16 protein-coding genes are annotated in these 16,531 nt (G+C 71.4%); 8 read left to right on the top strand and 8 right to left on the bottom strand.

The window, feature by feature from the left end; all coding sequences use genetic code 11:
* Window positions 1-19: 19 nt before the first annotated feature.
* From KGA66_RS09830 to KGA66_RS09855, 6 genes are all read right to left on the bottom strand, one after another.
* Entirely contained in the window at window positions 20-688 is a 669-nt protein-coding gene (locus KGA66_RS09830; protein ID WP_211466958.1) for a gluconate 2-dehydrogenase subunit 3 family protein, read from the bottom strand.
* Window positions 685-1,095 carry a hypothetical protein gene (locus KGA66_RS09835; protein WP_369015844.1) on the bottom strand — a complete coding sequence of 137 codons (411 nt, stop codon included), beginning with the start codon at window positions 1,093-1,095 and terminating at the stop codon, window positions 685-687. The genes KGA66_RS09830 and KGA66_RS09835 overlap by 4 nt, the downstream gene beginning before the upstream one ends.
* Before the next feature lie 194 nt (window positions 1,096-1,289).
* On the bottom strand, window positions 1,290-3,113 hold the full coding sequence (locus KGA66_RS09840; protein WP_211466962.1) for a thiamine pyrophosphate-requiring protein: 1,824 nt from the start codon (window positions 3,111-3,113) through the stop codon (window positions 1,290-1,292).
* A gap of 248 nt (window positions 3,114-3,361) precedes the next feature.
* Window positions 3,362-4,234, bottom strand: a complete 873-nt coding sequence (locus tag KGA66_RS09845; RefSeq protein ID WP_211466964.1) for a DMT family transporter — start codon at window positions 4,232-4,234, stop codon at window positions 3,362-3,364.
* Window positions 4,235-4,373: 139 nt separating this feature from the next.
* Window positions 4,374-5,180 (bottom strand): SigB/SigF/SigG family RNA polymerase sigma factor, encoded by an 807-nt coding sequence (locus KGA66_RS09850; protein WP_211466966.1) that lies wholly within the window; start codon window positions 5,178-5,180, stop codon window positions 4,374-4,376.
* Window positions 5,181-5,522: 342 nt separating this feature from the next.
* Window positions 5,523-6,287 carry a polysaccharide deacetylase family protein gene (locus KGA66_RS09855; protein WP_211466968.1) on the bottom strand — a complete coding sequence of 255 codons (765 nt, stop codon included), beginning with the start codon at window positions 6,285-6,287 and terminating at the stop codon, window positions 5,523-5,525.
* 125 nt (window positions 6,288-6,412) lie between these two features.
* On the opposite strand from KGA66_RS09855, the gene KGA66_RS09860 reads away from it, so the two are divergent.
* From KGA66_RS09860 to KGA66_RS09890, 7 genes are all read left to right on the top strand, one after another.
* Window positions 6,413-7,498 (top strand): MGDG synthase family glycosyltransferase, encoded by a 1,086-nt coding sequence (locus KGA66_RS09860; RefSeq protein ID WP_211466970.1) that lies wholly within the window; start codon window positions 6,413-6,415, stop codon window positions 7,496-7,498.
* A 138-nt stretch (window positions 7,499-7,636) separates the two neighbouring features.
* On the top strand, window positions 7,637-8,497 hold the full coding sequence (locus KGA66_RS09865; RefSeq protein ID WP_211466972.1) for an SDR family NAD(P)-dependent oxidoreductase: 861 nt from the start codon (window positions 7,637-7,639) through the stop codon (window positions 8,495-8,497).
* Between the two features lie 147 nt (window positions 8,498-8,644).
* A complete protein-coding gene (locus KGA66_RS09870; RefSeq protein WP_211466974.1) occupies window positions 8,645-8,899 on the top strand; it encodes a DUF3040 domain-containing protein in 255 nt (84 codons plus the stop codon).
* A 120-nt stretch (window positions 8,900-9,019) separates the two neighbouring features.
* Window positions 9,020-9,274, top strand: a complete 255-nt coding sequence (locus KGA66_RS09875) for an antitoxin (RefSeq protein ID WP_211466976.1) — start codon at window positions 9,020-9,022, stop codon at window positions 9,272-9,274.
* A 206-nt stretch (window positions 9,275-9,480) separates the two neighbouring features.
* On the top strand, window positions 9,481-10,311 hold the full coding sequence (locus KGA66_RS09880) for an MEDS domain-containing protein (RefSeq protein ID WP_246507338.1): 831 nt from the start codon (window positions 9,481-9,483) through the stop codon (window positions 10,309-10,311).
* Window positions 10,308-11,273: a sensor histidine kinase gene (locus KGA66_RS09885; protein WP_211466980.1), complete on the top strand. Its 966-nt coding sequence runs from the start codon at window positions 10,308-10,310 to the stop codon at window positions 11,271-11,273. The genes KGA66_RS09880 and KGA66_RS09885 overlap by 4 nt, the downstream gene beginning before the upstream one ends.
* Window positions 11,274-11,379: 106 nt before the next feature.
* Window positions 11,380-11,874 carry a LapA family protein gene (locus KGA66_RS09890; RefSeq protein WP_211466982.1) on the top strand — a complete coding sequence of 165 codons (495 nt, stop codon included), beginning with the start codon at window positions 11,380-11,382 and terminating at the stop codon, window positions 11,872-11,874.
* A gap of 35 nt (window positions 11,875-11,909) precedes the next feature.
* Here KGA66_RS09890 and KGA66_RS09895 read toward each other — a convergent pair whose 3' ends face one another.
* The gene (locus KGA66_RS09895; RefSeq protein WP_211466984.1) at window positions 11,910-13,694 is read right to left on the bottom strand and encodes a glycoside hydrolase family 15 protein; all 1,785 of its coding nucleotides are present in this window, start codon (window positions 13,692-13,694) and stop codon (window positions 11,910-11,912) included.
* A 199-nt stretch (window positions 13,695-13,893) separates the two neighbouring features.
* Between KGA66_RS09895 and KGA66_RS09900 the strand changes: the two genes are divergently transcribed.
* A complete protein-coding gene (locus KGA66_RS09900) occupies window positions 13,894-14,385 on the top strand; it encodes a MarR family winged helix-turn-helix transcriptional regulator (RefSeq protein ID WP_211466986.1) in 492 nt (163 codons plus the stop codon).
* Between the two features lie 82 nt (window positions 14,386-14,467).
* Here the strand turns inward: KGA66_RS09900 and ctaD are convergent, their stop codons facing one another.
* Window positions 14,468-16,177, bottom strand: coding sequence for an aa3-type cytochrome oxidase subunit I (gene ctaD / locus KGA66_RS09905; RefSeq protein ID WP_211466988.1), 1,710 nt, complete (start codon window positions 16,175-16,177; stop codon window positions 14,468-14,470).
* Between the last annotated feature and the right edge of the window lie 354 nt (window positions 16,178-16,531).

Raw genomic sequence — 16,531 nt, forward strand, 5'->3', positions numbered from 1 at the left:
TTGACGTCAGTGAACGAACTCACAGGGGATCTTCCTCCGGATGCGTGTCGGCGACCTCCCAGGGTTCGCGCTGCCCGACGCCGCGCCGCATGTAGCCGCGCGGATAGGCGGGGCCGCCGAAACCGATCTCGTTCCACGCCCACGGATGCGAGTAGAACGCGGTGCACGCGTACCTGGTCCACAGGCTCCAGACATGCCCGGCCGGCATGCCGTGCCAGGGCTTGCTCTCCAGGCTCTGCACCGTGCGGATGATGTCGGCCTGCTCCTCCCGGCTCAGGTTCGCGAAGCAGACCCCGTCCTCACCGGCCGCGGCGCGGGCGTCCACGTCCAGCGCGGCCAGCGAGCGGCGCCAGGCCTCGCCGTCCTCGGGCATGTCCTCGTAGCGCCAGCCGTCGGTCTGCCCCTCGGCCAGGCGCGCGTCCACCATCTGAACCACCGGCACCCTCGGTTCCTCCCACTGCGCGAGCAGGTGATCGAACAGGGCGCCGGCGGCCGCCTCCTCGGCCGGTCCGAAGAACCGCAGATCCGGTTGCAGGCCGAGCCTTTCCAGCACCACGCCGGAGGTCGTCGCGTCCCAGGTGTGCGCCTGCTCGATGACGTCGAAGCCGGGGAAGCGCTCGTTCTCACCGCCGCCGGGCACCCGCTCGCGCTCCGCGGCACGCAGCTCGCGCCCGGACGCCCGGCTCATCGCTCCCGCCGCAGCACGGAGGCCACCAGGCCCATCCCGCCGACCATCGTCACCAGCAGCGGGGCGAACAGCGGCGGGCCCAGTTCCACGTTGTAGCGCGCCATCGACCAGCCGCCGGGCTTCTGCGCGATGCCGCGCACGTGCAGGTAAGTGCCCTGCAACCCGTTCGCCACGATCGCCGCCGAGGCGAGCGGCAGCACCGTGCGGGCCGCCCGGTCGCTGCGGAAACCGGCCACGCCCGCGGCCGCGCCGAGCGGGCCGAGCACCACCGGCCACCACATCATCTTGTTGCCGAAGCTGGCCCGGTCGTGCTCCAGGTAGATCTCGGCCGCGGTGACCATCGAACCGGCCGCGGTCAGCAGCGAGAGCGTGCGCTCGAAGCGGCCGTGGCGCACGTTCCACAGCAGCCGCGCCGCGAGGCCGGCCGCCTCGCCGCCCTCGGCGAGCGCGGCACCCTTGACCGCCGCGCCGACGCCCTTGACCGCCGCCCCGACCGCCGCCGCGCTCCCCGCGGTAGCAGGACCCTTACGCAACGCGGCAGCCTCCGCGAGCACCGTCCTCGGGTGAACAAGCAGACCCATGGTCCCCTCGCCTCTCACGTTCACTGGCCTTCTTCGGCGCCCGGCCGGTCCTGGCGGTCCCGGCCTCCCGGCAGGAACTCCTGGATCTTGGCCTTGACGCCCTGCCGCACCATCCCGGCGCGATCCGGGTCGCCGTGGATGACCGCGGCGGCGGCCGCCTCGATCTGCTCGAGCGTCGCGTGCGGCGGGATCGGCGGCACCGCGGGGTCGGTGCGGAAATCGATGACGAACGGCCGGTCCGCGGCCAGCGCCTGCTGCCAGGCCGCCTCGACCTGGTCCGGCTTCTCCACCCGCACCCCGTCCAGGCCGATCGAGCGGGCGAAGTCCGCGTAGTGCACGTCGGGGATCGCCTGCGAGGGCACGAACTGCGGCGCGCCCTCCATCGCGCGCATCTCCCAGGTCACCTGGTTCAGGTCCTGGTTGTTGAGCACCGCGACGATCATCCGCGGGTCGCTCCACTGCTCCCAGTACTTCGCCGCGGTGATCAGCTCGGCCATGCCGTTCATCTGCATCGCCCCGTCGCCGACCAGCGCGACCACCGGCCGGTCCGGGTGCGCGAACTTCGCGCCGATGGCGTACGGCACGCCGGGGCCCATCGTCGCCAGCGTGCCCGAGAGCGAGCCGCGCATCCGCCCGCGCATGCGGATGTGCCGCGCGTACCAGTTGGCGGACGAACCCGAGTCGCTGGCCAGGATCACGTCGTCGGGCAGCAGGCCGTCCACCGCGTGCACGACGTACTCGGGGTTGATCGGCTCGGCGTCCACGGCGGCGCGCCGCTGCATGACCTCCCACCAGCGCGCGACGTTCTGCTCCACGCCCTCGCGCCAAGCACGCTCCTCCTTGCGGCGCAGCAGCGGAATCAGCCGGGTCAGCGTCTGCTCCGCGTCGCCGACCAGATTCACCTCGAAGGGGTACCGCAGTCCGATCATCGACGGATCGATGTCGATCTGCACGGCCCGCGCCTGGCCGAACTTCGGCAGGAACTGCGTGTAGGGGAAGCTGGACCCGATCACCAGCAGGGTGTCGCAGTCGCGCATCAGCTCGTACGAGGGGCGCGTTCCCAGCAGGCCGATCGAACCGGTGACATACGGCAGTTCGTCCGACAGCGCGTCCTTGCCCAGCAGCGCCTTGGCCACGCCCGCGCCAAGCAGGTCGGCGACCTGCTCCACCTGCTGCCGGGCGCCGCGCGCGCCCTGCCCGACCAGCATCGCGACCTTCTCGCCCGCGTTCAGCAGGTCGGCGGCCCGCTGCAGGTCCGCGTCGTGCGGCACCGGGGCGTAACGGCTCAGGCCCAGGCTGGAGGGCACCATCTTGAACGCGTGCTCCGGCGCCTCGTATTCGAGTTCTTGTACGTCCGCCGGGATGATCACGGCGGTGACGGTGTGCCGCGCGTACGCGATCCGGATCGCCCGGTCGATCACGTTCGGCAGCTGCTGCGGAACGGTGACCATCTCGCAGTACTCGGACGCCACGTCCTTGTACAGGCTCAGCAGGTCGACCTCCTGCTGGTAGGAGCCGCCCATCGCGCTGCGGTTGGTCTGCCCCACGATCGCCACCACCGGAACGTGGTCGAGTTTGGCGTCGTAGAGGCCGTTGAGCAGGTGGATCGCGCCCGGCCCCGAGGTCGCGGCGCACACCCCGACCTTCCCGGAGAACTTCGCGTAGCCCACGGCCTGGAACGCCGCCATCTCCTCGTGCCGGGCCTGGACGAACATCGGCCGGTTCTCGGCGCGCCCCCAGGCGGCGAGCAGGCCGTTGATACCGTCTCCGGCATATGCGAAGACGTGCTCGACCCCCCAGTCGCGCAGGCGGTTGAGGACGAAGTCGGAAACCTTCTCGGCCATCGTTTTCTGGCACTCCCTCCGGTGATCATCAGTGGTGATCATCAGTCGGCGTCGCTCGGGGACGCGCGGCAATGACGCGGTCCATCCCGGGTAACCGGCCGGCGCTGCCGAAAACTGCGCGGTCCGGCTGACCGGCCAGTACTGCCCCGGTCCGCCGGAATCATTCGCCACCGCAACGATCGGCGTACCGGCGGCGGCGGGCCGTGCCTCACGGCCGGAAGCGCCCGCGCCCGCCGCGACGAGCGTCGTCACAGCCGGGTGCGCCCGGCCTGTCGCGACGACGCGGAGTTCGACGCGAGTCGCATCGCGCCCCACAGCATCAGGCCGATCCCGGCCGCCTCAAGCACTATCCATCCGCCCAGCCGGATGCGCTCGCCGAACATCGTCACGCCCAGCAAAGTGCTGGCAATCGGGTCACTTGTGGTCAGCGCCGGCTGGGTGACGGCAAGCGTGGCGCTCTGCAAGGCGTACTGCAGCAGAAGCAGGCTGCCCACGCCCGCGCCGGCCATCGCGTAGAGCAGCCAGGAGCCGAACAGCGCGCCGAACCCGTGCGACGCGCGCTGCGTCGCGTCCTTCATCAGCGCCGCGGTCAGCGCAAAGCCGACGCCCGAGCCGGTGCCCAGCAGCGCGCCGCGCGGCGGTCCGTCGCGGCGGTGCCCGATCGCGGTCAAGGCGCCGGCCAGCGCTCCTGTCGAGGCCGCGGCGATCACCCACATCGTCGTCGACGGGGTGCGCTGGCCCGGCGACGGCGCCGCGCCGACCAGCAGCAGCGCGAGCCCCGCGGTCAGTGCCGCGATGGCGTGCCAGCCGGCGCGGTCCAGCGGGGTGCGCGAGAGCCGCGACGCGAGCAGCAGCGTGAACGGCAGTTCGGCGGTCAGCAGGGGCTGCACGAGCGAGAGCCCGCCGAGGTACAGCGCGACCGCCTGCAACAGGAAGGCCGCGATCAGGCATCCGATCCCGGCGAGCCACACCCGGCGGCGGATCAGCTCCGTGATCAGGTTACGGCGGCTCTCCTGCTCGGGCGGGGAGCGCCGCGCGGCGCGGCGTTGCAGCACGGAGGCAGTCGCGTTGGCCGCCGCGGCTCCCAGCGCCGCCGGGACCGCGGCCAGTTGCGAGCTCACGGCCAGGCGCCGCGGCCGGCAGCGGAAGGGGAGTCAGCGGGAGGAATCGGCACGGATCACTACTGACCGGTTTCGTCCTGGTGACACGGCTCCTGTGACACGGCTCCCGGTGGCACGGGTGGTTCTACTCGGCGGGCTCTCAACACAGCGCCGTACGCAGTCGGGCGAGCACGGAGGCGAGCAGCCGCGAGATGTGCATCTGCGAACAACCGAGGCGCGCCCCGATCTCCCGCTGGGTCATCCCGTGGAAGAAATGCATCATCAGGATGCTGCGATCCCGCTCGTTCAGCTGCGCGATCAGCGGTTTGAGCGCCGTACGGTTCACCACCGTCTCGAAGCGCGCGTCCTCGCCGCCGATCAGGTCGCCCAGGCTCGGGGCACCCGGTTCGCCGCGCAGCGGCCGGTCCAGCGAGGCGACGGTGTAGCCGTCCAGCGCCACCAGCGCCTCGGTCACCAGTTCGGCGGGCGCGCCGACGTGCTCGGCGAGCTCGGCGACGGACGGCGAGCGGGCCAACTGCCGGGTGAGCTGTTCGGCGGCGGCGCGCACCGTGCGCGTCAACTCCTGGACGGACCGCGGCACGTGTACGTCCCAGGTCGCGTCCCGGAAGTACTTCTTGATCTCGCCGAGCATCACCGGCGTGGCGTAGCCCAGGAACGCCGTGCCGCGCTCCGGGTCGAACTGGTCCACTGCCTTCACCAGCGCCAGGTAGGCCACCTGGACGAAGTCCTCGACCAGTTCTCCGCGGCCGCCGTAGCGCAGCGCGATGTGGCGCGCATAGGTCAGATGGTCCTCGATCAGCGCGGCGCGCAGCGCGCCGCGTTCCGGATCGTCGTCGTTCAGCGCGCGCAGCCTGCGGAAGCGGCGTAGCGTCTCCGCGCGCTGCTCGGCGCGTGCGCCCGTGTTCCGGGCGGTGGCCTGCGCGTTCGGGTCTTGGTTACATGCCACGGCAGCGACGATTCCGAGTCGGCCACCGTGACGGTGTGGCTGTGTGCATCGCTTGCATGAGGACCACGGTAGTAAGATCCAACAGATCGCTGTATTGCGCAAATGTGACCGTGCGCAATCAACGGGCTTCGCTTCCTGCGCCTTCGTCCGGCGACGGCGGCGTCTTGCGCGTGCCGCAGATCGATCGAAGGGATGATGGGGCCGGCGCGGCCCGGGTGGCACGCTGTGCGCCGCCTCGCAGCACCGATCGCCCACATGGCCGTATCGCCGGAAGGTACGGGCTGGCCGCGCGTCACGCCGCGCGCGTCACGCAGAGACCGGTGAGAACGTGGGGGAATGTCGTCACGATTCGGGGTGGCCTTCAGCCGCACCGCCTACCGAGCCCCGGATGCCGTGTGCGCCCAGCGGTCCGACCGCCAGTCCGGCGGCCCGGCAAGCGCCGACCACGAGGGGCAAAGCCGCGAGGGCGGCGCGCCAGGAACCGGCGGCACCGGTCCGGTCGCTGTCGTGCAGCAGCAGCGTCGCGCCTCCGCGCAGGCCGGGCCGCAGCGTCCGGTAGACGGAGCGCGCGGTCGCCTGAGCCGTCCAGTCCCTGCCCCAAGCCGACCACAGCACGGTTCGCAGCCCGCAGCGCGCGGCCGCGGCCCAGCGTTCGCCGGTCAGGATCCCGTAGGCCGGCCGGTACCAGCCCGCCGGGCTCCCGGTCGCCAGCTCGATCGTCTCCTGGGTGCGCCGGATCCCGGCTCCTTGCCGTGGATCGCAGGCGAGCCACGGGTAGTCGTGGGTCCAGCCGTGCACGCCCAGTTCGTGTCCGCGTTCGGCCAGCTCCCGGGTCAGCCGAACGTGCCGCGCGGCGTGCTCGCCGAGCAGGAAGAAGGTGGCGCGCACCCCGAGCCGGTCGAGTTCGTCGAGGAAGAACGGGGTGGAGGCCGGGTCGGGTCCGTCGTCGAAGGTCAGCGCCACATGGCCGGGCGCGCCCAGTCCGGCCAGCGCCGGAAAGAGTGTCCGGCGCACCGGTGGCAGCCACGTGCCGGCCGGCAGCACGTGCGCGGTGAGGGCGAGCAACCCGGCGGCACGCAGTGCGCGGGGCAAACGCAGGTCGGCCATCGCACTCCTCGCACTTATCACCGGCCTGGCGACAGGTCTCGACAGGCAACGCCTTACCCAGGCGCTACCGGGGTAACCCGGCGTTGCCGCCGAGGCGTTGCGGAGGCGGAGAGGGGTGCAGCTGAATGGATTCGGTGTTGATCCTCGACGCGGCGATGGGGGCCGGGCACCGGGTGGTCGCGGAGGAGCTGGCCTCTCGGCTGCGCGCGGGCGGCCACCGCGCCCACCGCGCCGACATCCTCGAACTGCTGCCGCCCGGCGTGGGCGGCGTACTGCGCGGCTTCTATCGCACGGCCGTGCGCCGCGCGCCCTGGCTCTACGACGGGATCTACGCAGCCTTCTTCCAATCCGAGCGCGGACCGCGCAGCACGCCGCTGGCCGCGCTCGCCGCGAGCGGGGTGCGCGAAGCCGTCGACGCGTGCGAGGCAGATCTCGTCGTGCCGGTCTTTCATCTCGCGGCGCAGGTCACCGGCCGCATGCGGGTGCGTGGGGAACTGGCGGCGCCGACGGCGGTGCTGGCGACCGATTTCGCCGTGCACCGGCAGTGGTTGCACCCGGGCAACGACATCTACCTGTGTGTGAGCGCCGACGCGGCCGAACAAGTGCGTGAGGGGATCGGCCGGCCGGCCTACGCGCCCGGTCCGGTGGTGCCGCAGCGGTTCCATCGCGCCGCGGCGACGGGGGGCGGCCGCTGGGCCGGCATGCTGCGGCGCGCCGGCGACGGCAGGATTCCGGTGCTGATATCGACCGGCTCGTGGGGTGTCGCGCGCGGCCTTGTGCGGACCGCGCGGGCCCTGCGGCGCGACGGCTACCTTCCGCTGGTGCTCTGTGGCCGCGACCAGCGCGTCCGCGCGCAGATGGCGCGCATCCCGGGCGTGTTCGCGTGCGGGTGGGTGGAGGACATCGAGGCGCTCATGGCCGCGTCGGGCGCGCTGATCGACAACGCGGCCGGACAGACCGCCGTGCAGGCGCTCGCCGCCGGCCTGCCTGTGATCGGCTATCGGCCGATCGCAGGGCACGGGCGTGCCGGGGTGCTGCGCATGGCGCGGCTCGGCGTCACCGACTACGCCGCGGACCGCGATCAACTGCTCGACGCTCTCGCGCGTCTGACGCGTCCGGGCCGCTTGCGCGAGGAGCGGGTGCGCGCCGGACGCTCGCTGTTCGCCGCGGACGCGGCCGAGGAGATACGCCGGCTCGGAGCGCAGCGGTGAAGCGGCTGGCGAGCCGGGGTTCGCCGGCCGCGTCGCGGGCAACGGCCGCGAGTCATTGCGTAGGGAACGAATTCGGGCGCCTCCCGGACGGCTTGGAGACAGCCAGGTGATCGAAGAACACTGAATCGGAGAACACTGATGTCGCATTTCCTGTGGTCGGCGCAGCAGTCCGGCCCGACCGCGGTGCGCGGCGGGCCGCGGCGTATCGCCGACCCGCGCGGCGGGCGCGAGCATCCGGCCGTGGATCCCGTCGCGCGGCGCGTGGCGCTCATCACCGGAGCCTCGTCCGGCATCGGCGCAGCGCTCGCGCAGCGGCTGGCGGAGCAGCACGGCTGGCGGCTGCTGCTCAGCGGCCGGGATCGGGGGCAGCTCAAGCAGATCGCCGATCGCCTCGGCGCGACGCCGCTGCACGCCGACCTGGCCGCCGCGGGCAGCGGCGAACGGCTCGCGCTCAGCGCGCTCGGCACGGCCGGGCGGGTGGACATGGTCGTCGCGGCGGCCGGGATCGGCTGGTGCGGCCCCTTCGAGTCGATGCCTCCGGCGAGTATCGACCGGGTCATCGCGGTGGACCTGGTGGCGGCGATCCAGCTGGTGCGGCTGCTGCTGCCGCACATGATCGCGCGCCGCAGCGGTCACGTGGTGCTGGTCGGGTCGGTCGCCGGCTGCGCCGCGGTCGCCCGGGAAGCGGTGTACTCGGCGGCCAAGGCGGGGCTGAGCGCCTTCGCGGAGAGCCTGCGCTTCGAGCTGGCGGGCACGGGCGTGCGGGTCACGCTCGTCGTGCCCGGAGTCGTGGACACGCGGTTCTTCGAGCGGCGCGGCGTGCCCTATATGCGCACGTTCCCCCGGCCGGTGCCGGCCGTCCGGGTCGCCGACGCGACGATCGGCGCGATCCTGCGCGGCCGCGACGAGGTCTACGTGCCGCGCTGGATGGGACTGCCCGGGCGGGTCCGCGGCGCCGCTCCGAGGCTTTACCGCACGCTGGCCGCACGCTTCGGTTGATCATGCGCACCGCAACGTTTGCCGTATGCATATATGGGCAGGGCGAGTAGTGCGGGCGGTTTGGGGGTCTCGCGAAGCGTGGCGCCGCATCGCCCCGGCCGGCCGCACGACGTACGTGCAGGATGGCTCGCCCGCGCGGAGGCGTGGATGCTCAGCGACTGGGAACGGCGCAGGCTCGCCGAGATCGAGCGCGGCCTGGCTCAGGACGCGCCGAGCCGTCGCGCGCGCCGCAGGCTCGGCGGGATCGGTCCGTTTACGCTCGCGAGCGTTCTGCTCGCCCTCGCCTGCGTAGCCGCATTGGCCGCCGCCGGCGTCCGGTACGCCGCGCTCGCGCCGGCTGTTCTCTACGCCCTGGCGGTCATGACCAGCCGCGCCCGCCGACGCGATCGCCACCGCCGCTGATCGTATGCTCGCGATGTCCCGAATCGGCATGAACCGGCACAGGAGGGGTACGCGCGGTCGTCCGGCTCAAGGTCTGGAGACGGCGCCGATGACAGCCGGTGGGAACGAGGAGGAGATTCGATGAGCCAGTGGTCCGAGGAGATGCGCAAGGCCGAGCAGTTGGCCAAGGAGCACCCCGAGCAGGCGAAGCAGGCGCTCCAGAAGGGAGAGCAGTTCGCCGAGCAGCGGACCGATCACCGCTTCGATCAGCAGATCGACGCGGCCGGCCGGCAGGCCGAGCAGCGCTTCGGCGGTGGCCAGGACCCGGGCCAGGCGCAGAGCGGGCAGCAGGACCAGGGCGCGCAGCCGGAGCAGGGCCAGCAGCAGGACCGGTAGCGCGGCAGACGGCACGTCGTAAGCACCGCGCGTCCGCGGCGCAGCCCGAACCCACGCCAGGTATGGACTCGTTCGCACCAAACGCAGTTGAGCTATTGTCGGGTGCGACCTGGCGCGGCCGGGTTGGCCGCGGGCGTCGCTGTCTCATTCGCTGTTGAGCGCCGTGGCCGGCAGCGACGGCTCCGAGATGGCGGTGGCTTCGGAAGATGGTCGAGGCGGCGCGACTTGCGGAGGGTTTTCGCGCGCTTGGACCAGGCGAGCACGTGTGCTGGCTCGTCGGTTCGAGCGAGGATTACGCGCTCGGCGCGGAGACATTCGCGGCGCAGGGAAAGTCCTTGGATGAGCGTTTGCTCATCGTCGGTCGGCACCCCGGTGGCGAGCACACCCGTCTTGGCGGCGCTGTCGTCATCGACCCTGTGGCCGACGGTCGTCTGGCCGCAAACGGGCCGACCGCGCCATGGGATTTCATCAACCGCCGCATAAACCGCCGCGTCGGCGGGATGGACGTCGGGGCCGGCCGCGGGGGTACGCTTCGGGTGTTGGCACAGATGGAGCGCCTCGTGCCACCCGGCTGCGGCCTCAACGACCTGGTCGAGCTCGAACTCGGCTGGGGTCAGTGGGCCGCGAGCAGCGGAGCGAGCGTGGTATGCGCTTACCGGCAGGACGCCTGGCAGGAGTCGATCTTGCGGGATGTCTCGTGCGTGCATTCCGGTCAGATGGGTAACCGGCGGCTCGCGGTCAGCTTCCGGATGAGTTACGTCGCGGCCGGCTGCTGGAGGGTGGACGGCGTGATCGACTTCGTCGCCGCTCCGGCCTTCGGCACCGCGACGCGCGCGGCGCTGACCCGCAACGGGCTGGTGCGGCTCCGATTCGACGGACTGGACATGATCGACGCGGCGGGCATCCAGGCACTCGCACACGCGGTGCGGGCGGTGCGCGGCGCGAAAGTACGCGTCGAGGGGGCGAACACGACGGTGCGCCGGCTCTGGCAGCTCTCCGGGTTCAACACCGCGGCAGTGGCGGTGGAGATCGCGTGACCCCGCTCAGCCCGCCCGCCACCGGATCGCAGTCGACCGGTCTACGCCACGTCTTCTATCCCTACGAGGGCCAGGATCAGTACCTGCCGGGCATCGTCTCCTATGTCGAGATGGCGCGTGCGGACGACGCGACCGTGTTGGTATGCGCTCCCGAGCCGCGCTCGCACGTGCTGCGCCAGGCGCTGCCGGACGACGGCACCGTCTGCTTCCTCGATCCCACCGCGCTGGGCCGCAACCCCGGCCTGCTGATCGGCGCCTGGCAGGACTGGATCGGCGAACGCACCCGCGAAGGGCGTGCGGTCTGCGGGCTGAGCGAGTACCAGTGGACCGGGCGCACGAGTGCGCAGCTGTCCGAGATGCGATACCGCGAATGGCTGCTTAACCTCGCGTTCGCGCAGGCACCGACGTGGTCGCTGCTGTGTCCATACGACACGGCCGACCAATCGCCGCAGGACGTGCTCGCGATCGCGCGCAGCCACCCGCTGCTGTGGGACGGCGCCGGGTTCGCGCCGGGCCGCGACTACGTCGAGGGCCCGTACGAATTCGACCCGCTCTCCGAACCGCCCGAAGCGGTGGAGGAAATGCCGTACACGATCTCCGAACTGGCGCTGTTGCGTCACACCGTGGCGACGCGCGCTGCGGCGCTGGGCCTGTCGCCGGAACGGGTGCGCGATTTCGTGGTCGCGGTGAGCGAGGTCGCGTCGAACAGCATCCGCCACGGTGGCGGGCGCGGCGTGCTGCGCGCGTGGGCCGGATGCGGTTATCTCGTGTGCGAGTTGACCGACTCGGGTTACATCTGCGATCCGCTGGCCGGGAGGTTGCGCCCCACCGGAGACCAGATGGGCGGCCGCGGCCTGTGGTTCGCGCACCAGTTGTGCGACCTCGTGCAGATCCGGTCGACCCGCAGCGAGGGCACGCGCGTGCGCCTGCACATAGAGCTGCCTGACCCGAAGGAGCGTTGAGCCCGGCCGCGAGAACGGGCAGGCGTACGCCGCCGAAATCCGGGCACTCGGAAGCCGGACGCGCGGCGGTCAGGCGCGCCCGCAGGCGCGAGAGTCAGGAGCGGCAATGACGAGTGACCCGGATTTCGCTGATTCGGCGCAGGGCGCCCCGCCTCCCGTGACCCCGGCGGCGACGGCCCCGGTGAGCCCGACCGCGCCGGTGAGTCCTGCCGTGCCGCCGGCGCCGGTTGCGCCGGCCGCGCCGACCAAGCCGACCAAGCCGACCAAGGCGGCCAAGCCGGTGGAGCGCAGCCGGCTCGGCGGCCTGTGGGTCGTGCTGACTTCGGGAGCGGTCGTGCTCCTGGTGTTGCTGATCTTCATCCTGGAGAACGGCCAGCACGTCGACATCGCCTTCTTCGGCGCGCACGGCAACCTGCCGCTCGGTGTGGCGCTGTTGCTCGCGGCGATCTTCGGGATCCTGCTGGTCGTCGTGCCAGGCGGTGGCCGGATGGTCCAGCTGCGCATGGCCGCGCGCCGGCAGGCCCGACGCGCCCGGCCGCAGCCCCCGGCCCAGCAGGACCGACCCCGGCAGCCCGAAGCGCAACACTCCCCACCGCAATAGCCTCGGCAGCCGCGCCCGCGGCTTCCCCCTCCCACTCACCCGGAAGTGAGCCCGTCAGTCTGCTCCGCGATGCGGGCGGCGCTCTCGATCAGCATCGAGTGCACGAAAGCCTGCGGCAGATTGCCGCGCAGCTGGCGCTGCTTGACGTCGTACTCCTCCGAGAACAGGCCGGTCGCGCTGCACGCGGCCCGGTTGCGCTCGAACCAGCGGGCCGCGTCCAGCTTTCGGCCCTGCTGGAGCTGCGCCAGCGCGGTCACGAAGCCACAGAGCACGAACGCGCCTTCGGCCTGGTCGAGGGCCCGCGAATCGTGGCGGAACCGGTAAGCGAAGTGATCGACCGTGAGCTCCTGCACGTACGCGTCGAGCGTCTGACGCGTGCGCGGGTCGTCCGCGGGCAGCGCGCCGCGCAACGGCGGCAGCAGGAGGGCGCCGTCCAGGCGGTCGTCGTCCGGCGCACGCTGCCAGCGGCCGGAAGGATGCAGCGCGTGTTTCGCGGTGTCCGCCACGATCTCGTCCGCCAGGCTCGTGAAGTCCACCGCGCGGATCGCGGCGCCGGCCGCCGGGACGCCCGCGACCGCCCGCAGGCCCGCCGCGCAGGTCAGGCGGCTGTGCGTCCACGGTCTGTCGTCCAGCTCCCAGATGCCCGCGTCCGGCTCGCGCCAGCGCCGCTGGATCGCCCGCGCGGCGAGTTCGGCCGCGCGCCAGCCGTCGGTGTCCAGCCGGCCGTGCCGGGCCGCCGCCGCGAACAGCAGCAGCGCCTCACCGAACGCGTCCAGCTGGAACTGCTTGGTCACCCAGTTGCCCACCAGGTCGTATCCGCCCGGGTAGCCCGGCAGGTCCAGCCGCCGCTGGTCGGGGATGCGCTCGCCGCGCGCAGTGTACGCCGGCGACAGATTCGGGCCGTCATCCAGGAGCCGCTGCGCCACGAAGCGCACCGCGTCGTCGAGCAGCGGATGAGGCCCGGCCGCCGCGATCGCCTGTCCGATGAAGCACTGGTCACGTATCCACACGTACCGATAGTCGTAGTTACGGCCTTCCTCGGCGCGTTCCGGCAGGCTCGTCGTGGTCGCCGCCACCGTGCCGCCGCCCGTCGAGGTCAACCCGCGCAGAACCGCGTACGACTGGCGTGCGTCCTGGGACGCGAGCGTGTTGTCCATGCGCGGGATCTGGTCGGCCCAGGCGCGTTCCGTCGAACGCCAAGCCTCGGTCGGATCGACCGGTTCCCCGAGCGCCCGGTCGCCGATCTCCAGCACGAGGTCGTGTTGCCCGCCTTCCGGCACGGTCACCTCCAGGGTGAGCCGCTGCGCGGGATCGCCACTGACATGCCGTGCCTGTTGCGCGCCGCTCCAGCGGAAACGCAGCGAACCCGCCTGCGCCGTCCACAGACCGTGCTCGTCCTTGGTCAGCCGCCGTGCCCGGTCCGCGCCGAATCCGGCCGCCGGTTCGAACACGACGCGTACGGTGCTTTCCCCCTTCCGAGCCATGATCCGGCGCAGGAGCACGGCCTTGCCCGGGTCGCCGGGGAACGCCAGCGCCTCACGGCACTCCACGATGCGGTCGCCGACGACCCAGCGGCTGCGCCAGACCAGCGAGTCGTCCTCGTAGTAGCCGCCCCACACGAACCGGCCCGCCGGCGTGACCGCGTATGTGCCGGCGCCGCCGATCAGCCTGGAGAACACCGCGTCGGAATCCCAGTGCGGCGCGCACAGCCACGCGACCTCGCCGCGCGGGCCGATCAGCGCGCCGCGTTCGCCGTCCGCTATCAACGCGTAGTCACGCAGTGAGGTGGGAGAATACAGGTCGTCCGCGGTGCCGTTCATCGCAGCATCCGCTCAAGCGAGTCTTGGTGAGCCATGCCCTGCACGTAACCGGTCGCCCCGGCTTTATTCGCCACCGCAAGGTTTGTGCTCCGCGACCAACGGCTTTGTTCGGCAGGCCGCGCGGTCGTGCGGATCCTTGACTGCCGCGTGGCCGGGCACCGTGTGGCCGGTTGGCCCGGCGAACGGTAGAAATGTGCGTATGCATGCACCCGGTGAGTCGTCCGTTTCCGCGGCCGACGAAGGCGCGCAGGAGTTGGTGGGCGCGCTGCTGACCGCCTCGCGGCTGTTCGTCGCCATAGCCACTCGCTCGGTCGCGTCGGTCGACGCCACGCTGACCGTGGCGCAGTTCCGGATGCTCGTGGTGCTTGAGACACACGGCCCCAGCAGCCTGGTGCGACTGGCCGAGCGGCTGGGCGTGAACTCGTCGAACGCTCTGCGCATGGTCGAGCGGCTGTCGGCGGCCGGGATGCTGGAGAAAGCCGCCAGCCCGAGCAGCCGGCGCGAGGTGCGGCTCAAGCTCACCGCCCGCGGACGCCGCATCGTGCGGCAGGTCACCGAGGCGCGCCGGGCCGAGATCGGGCGGATCGTGGCCGCGATGCCCGCCGAGCGGCGCGCGGACCTGGTGCTGGCCCTTCGCGCTTTCACGGACGCGGGCGAGGAACCGCCCGCGCAGTTGCCGGGCTGGCCCTAGGCGGTGTTGGGGAATGTATCAAGGCAACGATTCGACCGCCGCTTTGTCTGGATTCGCCCCTTGAGGCATTCCCCAACACTGCCTAACCGGTCGGGCCCTGCGCGCCGGCGGAGTCGCGCCGGCCGCGTTCCAGTTCCCGTCGCACGACGTCCGGATGGTGCAGGTCGAAGGCCGGGGACTCGGAACGGATGCGCGGCAGTGAACTGAAGTTGTGCCGCGGCGGCGGGCAACTGGTCGCCCACTCCAGCGAGCGGCCCCAGCCCCACGGGTCGTCCACGGTCACCCTCTTGCCGGACTTCGCCGTCTTGTAGACGTTGTACAGGAACGGGAAGGTCGACAGGCCCAGCAGGTACGAGCCGATCGTCGAGATCGTGTTCAGCGTGGTCCAGCCGTTGGAGGCCATGTAGTCGGCGTAACGCCGGGGCATGCCCTCCGCGCCGAGCCAGTGCTGCACCAGGAACGTGGTCTGGAAGCCGATGAACAGCGTCCAGAAGTGGATCTTCCCGAGCCGTTCGTCGAGCATCTTCCCGGTCCACTTCGGCCACCAGTAATAGAACCCTGCGAACATGGCGAACACCACCGTGCCGAACAGCACGTAGTGGAAGTGCGCGACGAGGAAGTACGAGTCCTGCACCTGGAAGTCCAGCGGCGGCGAGGCCAGGATGATGCCGGTCAGGCCGCCGAGCAGGAAGGTCACCAGGAAGCCGACCGACCACAGCAGCGGGGTGTCGAAGGAGAGCGACCCGCGCCACATGGTGCCGATCCAGTTGAAGAACTTCACCCCGGTGGGCACCGCGATCAGGTAGCTCATCAGCGAGAAGAACGGCAGCATCACCGCTCCGGTGGTGAACATGTGGTGCGCCCAGACCGTGGACGACAGCCCGGTGATCGCCATGGTCGCGAACACCAGGCCGCTGTAGCCGAAGATCGGCTTGCGGCTGAACACCGGGAAGATCTCCGAGACGATGCCGAAGAACGGCAGCGCCACGATGTACACCTCGGGGTGCCCGAAGAACCAGAACAGGTGCTGCCACAGGATCGCGCCGCCGTTGGCCGCGTCGAAGATGTGCGCGCCCATGCGCCGGTCGACCTCCAGCGCGAACAGCGCCGCGGCCAGGACCGGGAACGCCAGCAGCACCAGCACCGAGGTGAACAGGGTGTTCCACACGAAGATCGGCATCCGGAACATGGTCATCCCGGGCGCCCGCATCGTGATGATGGTGGTGATGAAGTTCACCGCGCCGAGGATGGTGCCGAAGCCGGACATCGCCAGGCCCATGATCCACAGGTCGCCGCCGACGCCGGGGGAGTGCACCGAACTGGAGAGCGGCGAGTAGGCGAACCAGCCGAAGTCAGCCGCGCCCTGCGGGGTGAGGAAGCCGCTGACCGCGATCAGCGAACCGAACAGGAACAGCCAGTAAGACAGGGCATTGAGGCGTGGCAGCGCCACGTCCGGCGCGCCGATCTGCAGCGGCATGATCGCGTTGGCGAACCCGGCGAACAGCGGCGTCGCGAAGAGCAGCAGCATGATCGTGCCGTGCATGGTGAAGGTCTGGTTGTACTGCTCCGGGCTGAGGATCTGCAGTCCCGGCCGGGCCAGTTCGGTGCGCAGCAGCAGCGCGAGCAGGCCGCCGAAGCCGAAGTAGATCGAGGCGGTGGTGAGATAGAGATAACCGATCGTCTTGTGATTGGTCGAGGTGAGCAGCTTGGTGAACAGCGAGCCGGGCTCACGGCCGGTGACGGTCGTGGGAGCCGGTGCGGTGGCTGAAGCCGCAGGGTGGACAGTCGTCATCGGTTGGCGCCTCTGGGTCGGACGGAATCGGGCGGCCGGCGCGGGCCACGCGCGCCGGCCGCCGCCGAGCGCGCACCGCGGGCCGCGGCGCGTATTGCCCAGACTAGAGCCGATGAATCCGGACATCCGCGTATCAGTGCCGTTTCGGCGTGCCGTGTCCTGTGTCGCTTCCGAGAAGCAGCGTCGGATCGGAGTGCTCGCGGCCGCCGGCGCGCGCGATCGCACGGCGGCGGATCACCCCCGCGCCGATTGACCCGGCACAACCCTGTCGTGCCCGGGACCCGCCGGTCCCGGGTTGCTCGCCGGCCACGTAAGGTGGGCGTCCGGCGGCTGATGACGACGGCGGAATGGGTG

The organism is Actinocrinis puniceicyclus, assembly GCF_018283645.1.
In the GTDB taxonomy this organism is placed as follows: domain Bacteria; phylum Actinomycetota; class Actinomycetes; order Streptomycetales; family Catenulisporaceae; genus Actinocrinis; species Actinocrinis puniceicyclus.

Excerpts from the sequence above, each read along its gene's own strand:
- KGA66_RS09875 (WP_211466976.1), top strand. The coding sequence starts at position 9,020 with ATGAGCCAGTGGTCCGAGGAGATGCGCAAGGCCGAGCAGTTGGCCAAG.
- KGA66_RS09900 (WP_211466986.1), top strand. The coding sequence starts at position 13,894 with ATGCATGCACCCGGTGAGTCGTCCGTTTCCGCGGCCGACGAAGGCGCG.
- KGA66_RS09840 (WP_211466962.1), bottom strand. The coding sequence starts at position 3,113 with ATGGCCGAGAAGGTTTCCGACTTCGTCCTCAACCGCCTGCGCGACTGG.
- KGA66_RS09880 (WP_246507338.1), top strand. The coding sequence starts at position 9,481 with ATGGTCGAGGCGGCGCGACTTGCGGAGGGTTTTCGCGCGCTTGGACCA.
- KGA66_RS09870 (WP_211466974.1), top strand. The coding sequence starts at position 8,645 with ATGCTCAGCGACTGGGAACGGCGCAGGCTCGCCGAGATCGAGCGCGGC.
- KGA66_RS09865 (WP_211466972.1), top strand. The coding sequence starts at position 7,637 with ATGTCGCATTTCCTGTGGTCGGCGCAGCAGTCCGGCCCGACCGCGGTG.
- KGA66_RS09830 (WP_211466958.1), bottom strand. The coding sequence starts at position 688 with ATGAGCCGGGCGTCCGGGCGCGAGCTGCGTGCCGCGGAGCGCGAGCGG.
- KGA66_RS09860 (WP_211466970.1), top strand. The coding sequence starts at position 6,413 with ATGGATTCGGTGTTGATCCTCGACGCGGCGATGGGGGCCGGGCACCGG.
- KGA66_RS09890 (WP_211466982.1), top strand. The coding sequence starts at position 11,380 with ATGACGAGTGACCCGGATTTCGCTGATTCGGCGCAGGGCGCCCCGCCT.
- KGA66_RS09855 (WP_211466968.1), bottom strand. The coding sequence starts at position 6,287 with ATGGCCGACCTGCGTTTGCCCCGCGCACTGCGTGCCGCCGGGTTGCTC.
- KGA66_RS09895 (WP_211466984.1), bottom strand. The coding sequence starts at position 13,694 with ATGAACGGCACCGCGGACGACCTGTATTCTCCCACCTCACTGCGTGAC.
- ctaD (WP_211466988.1), bottom strand. The coding sequence starts at position 16,177 with ATGACGACTGTCCACCCTGCGGCTTCAGCCACCGCACCGGCTCCCACG.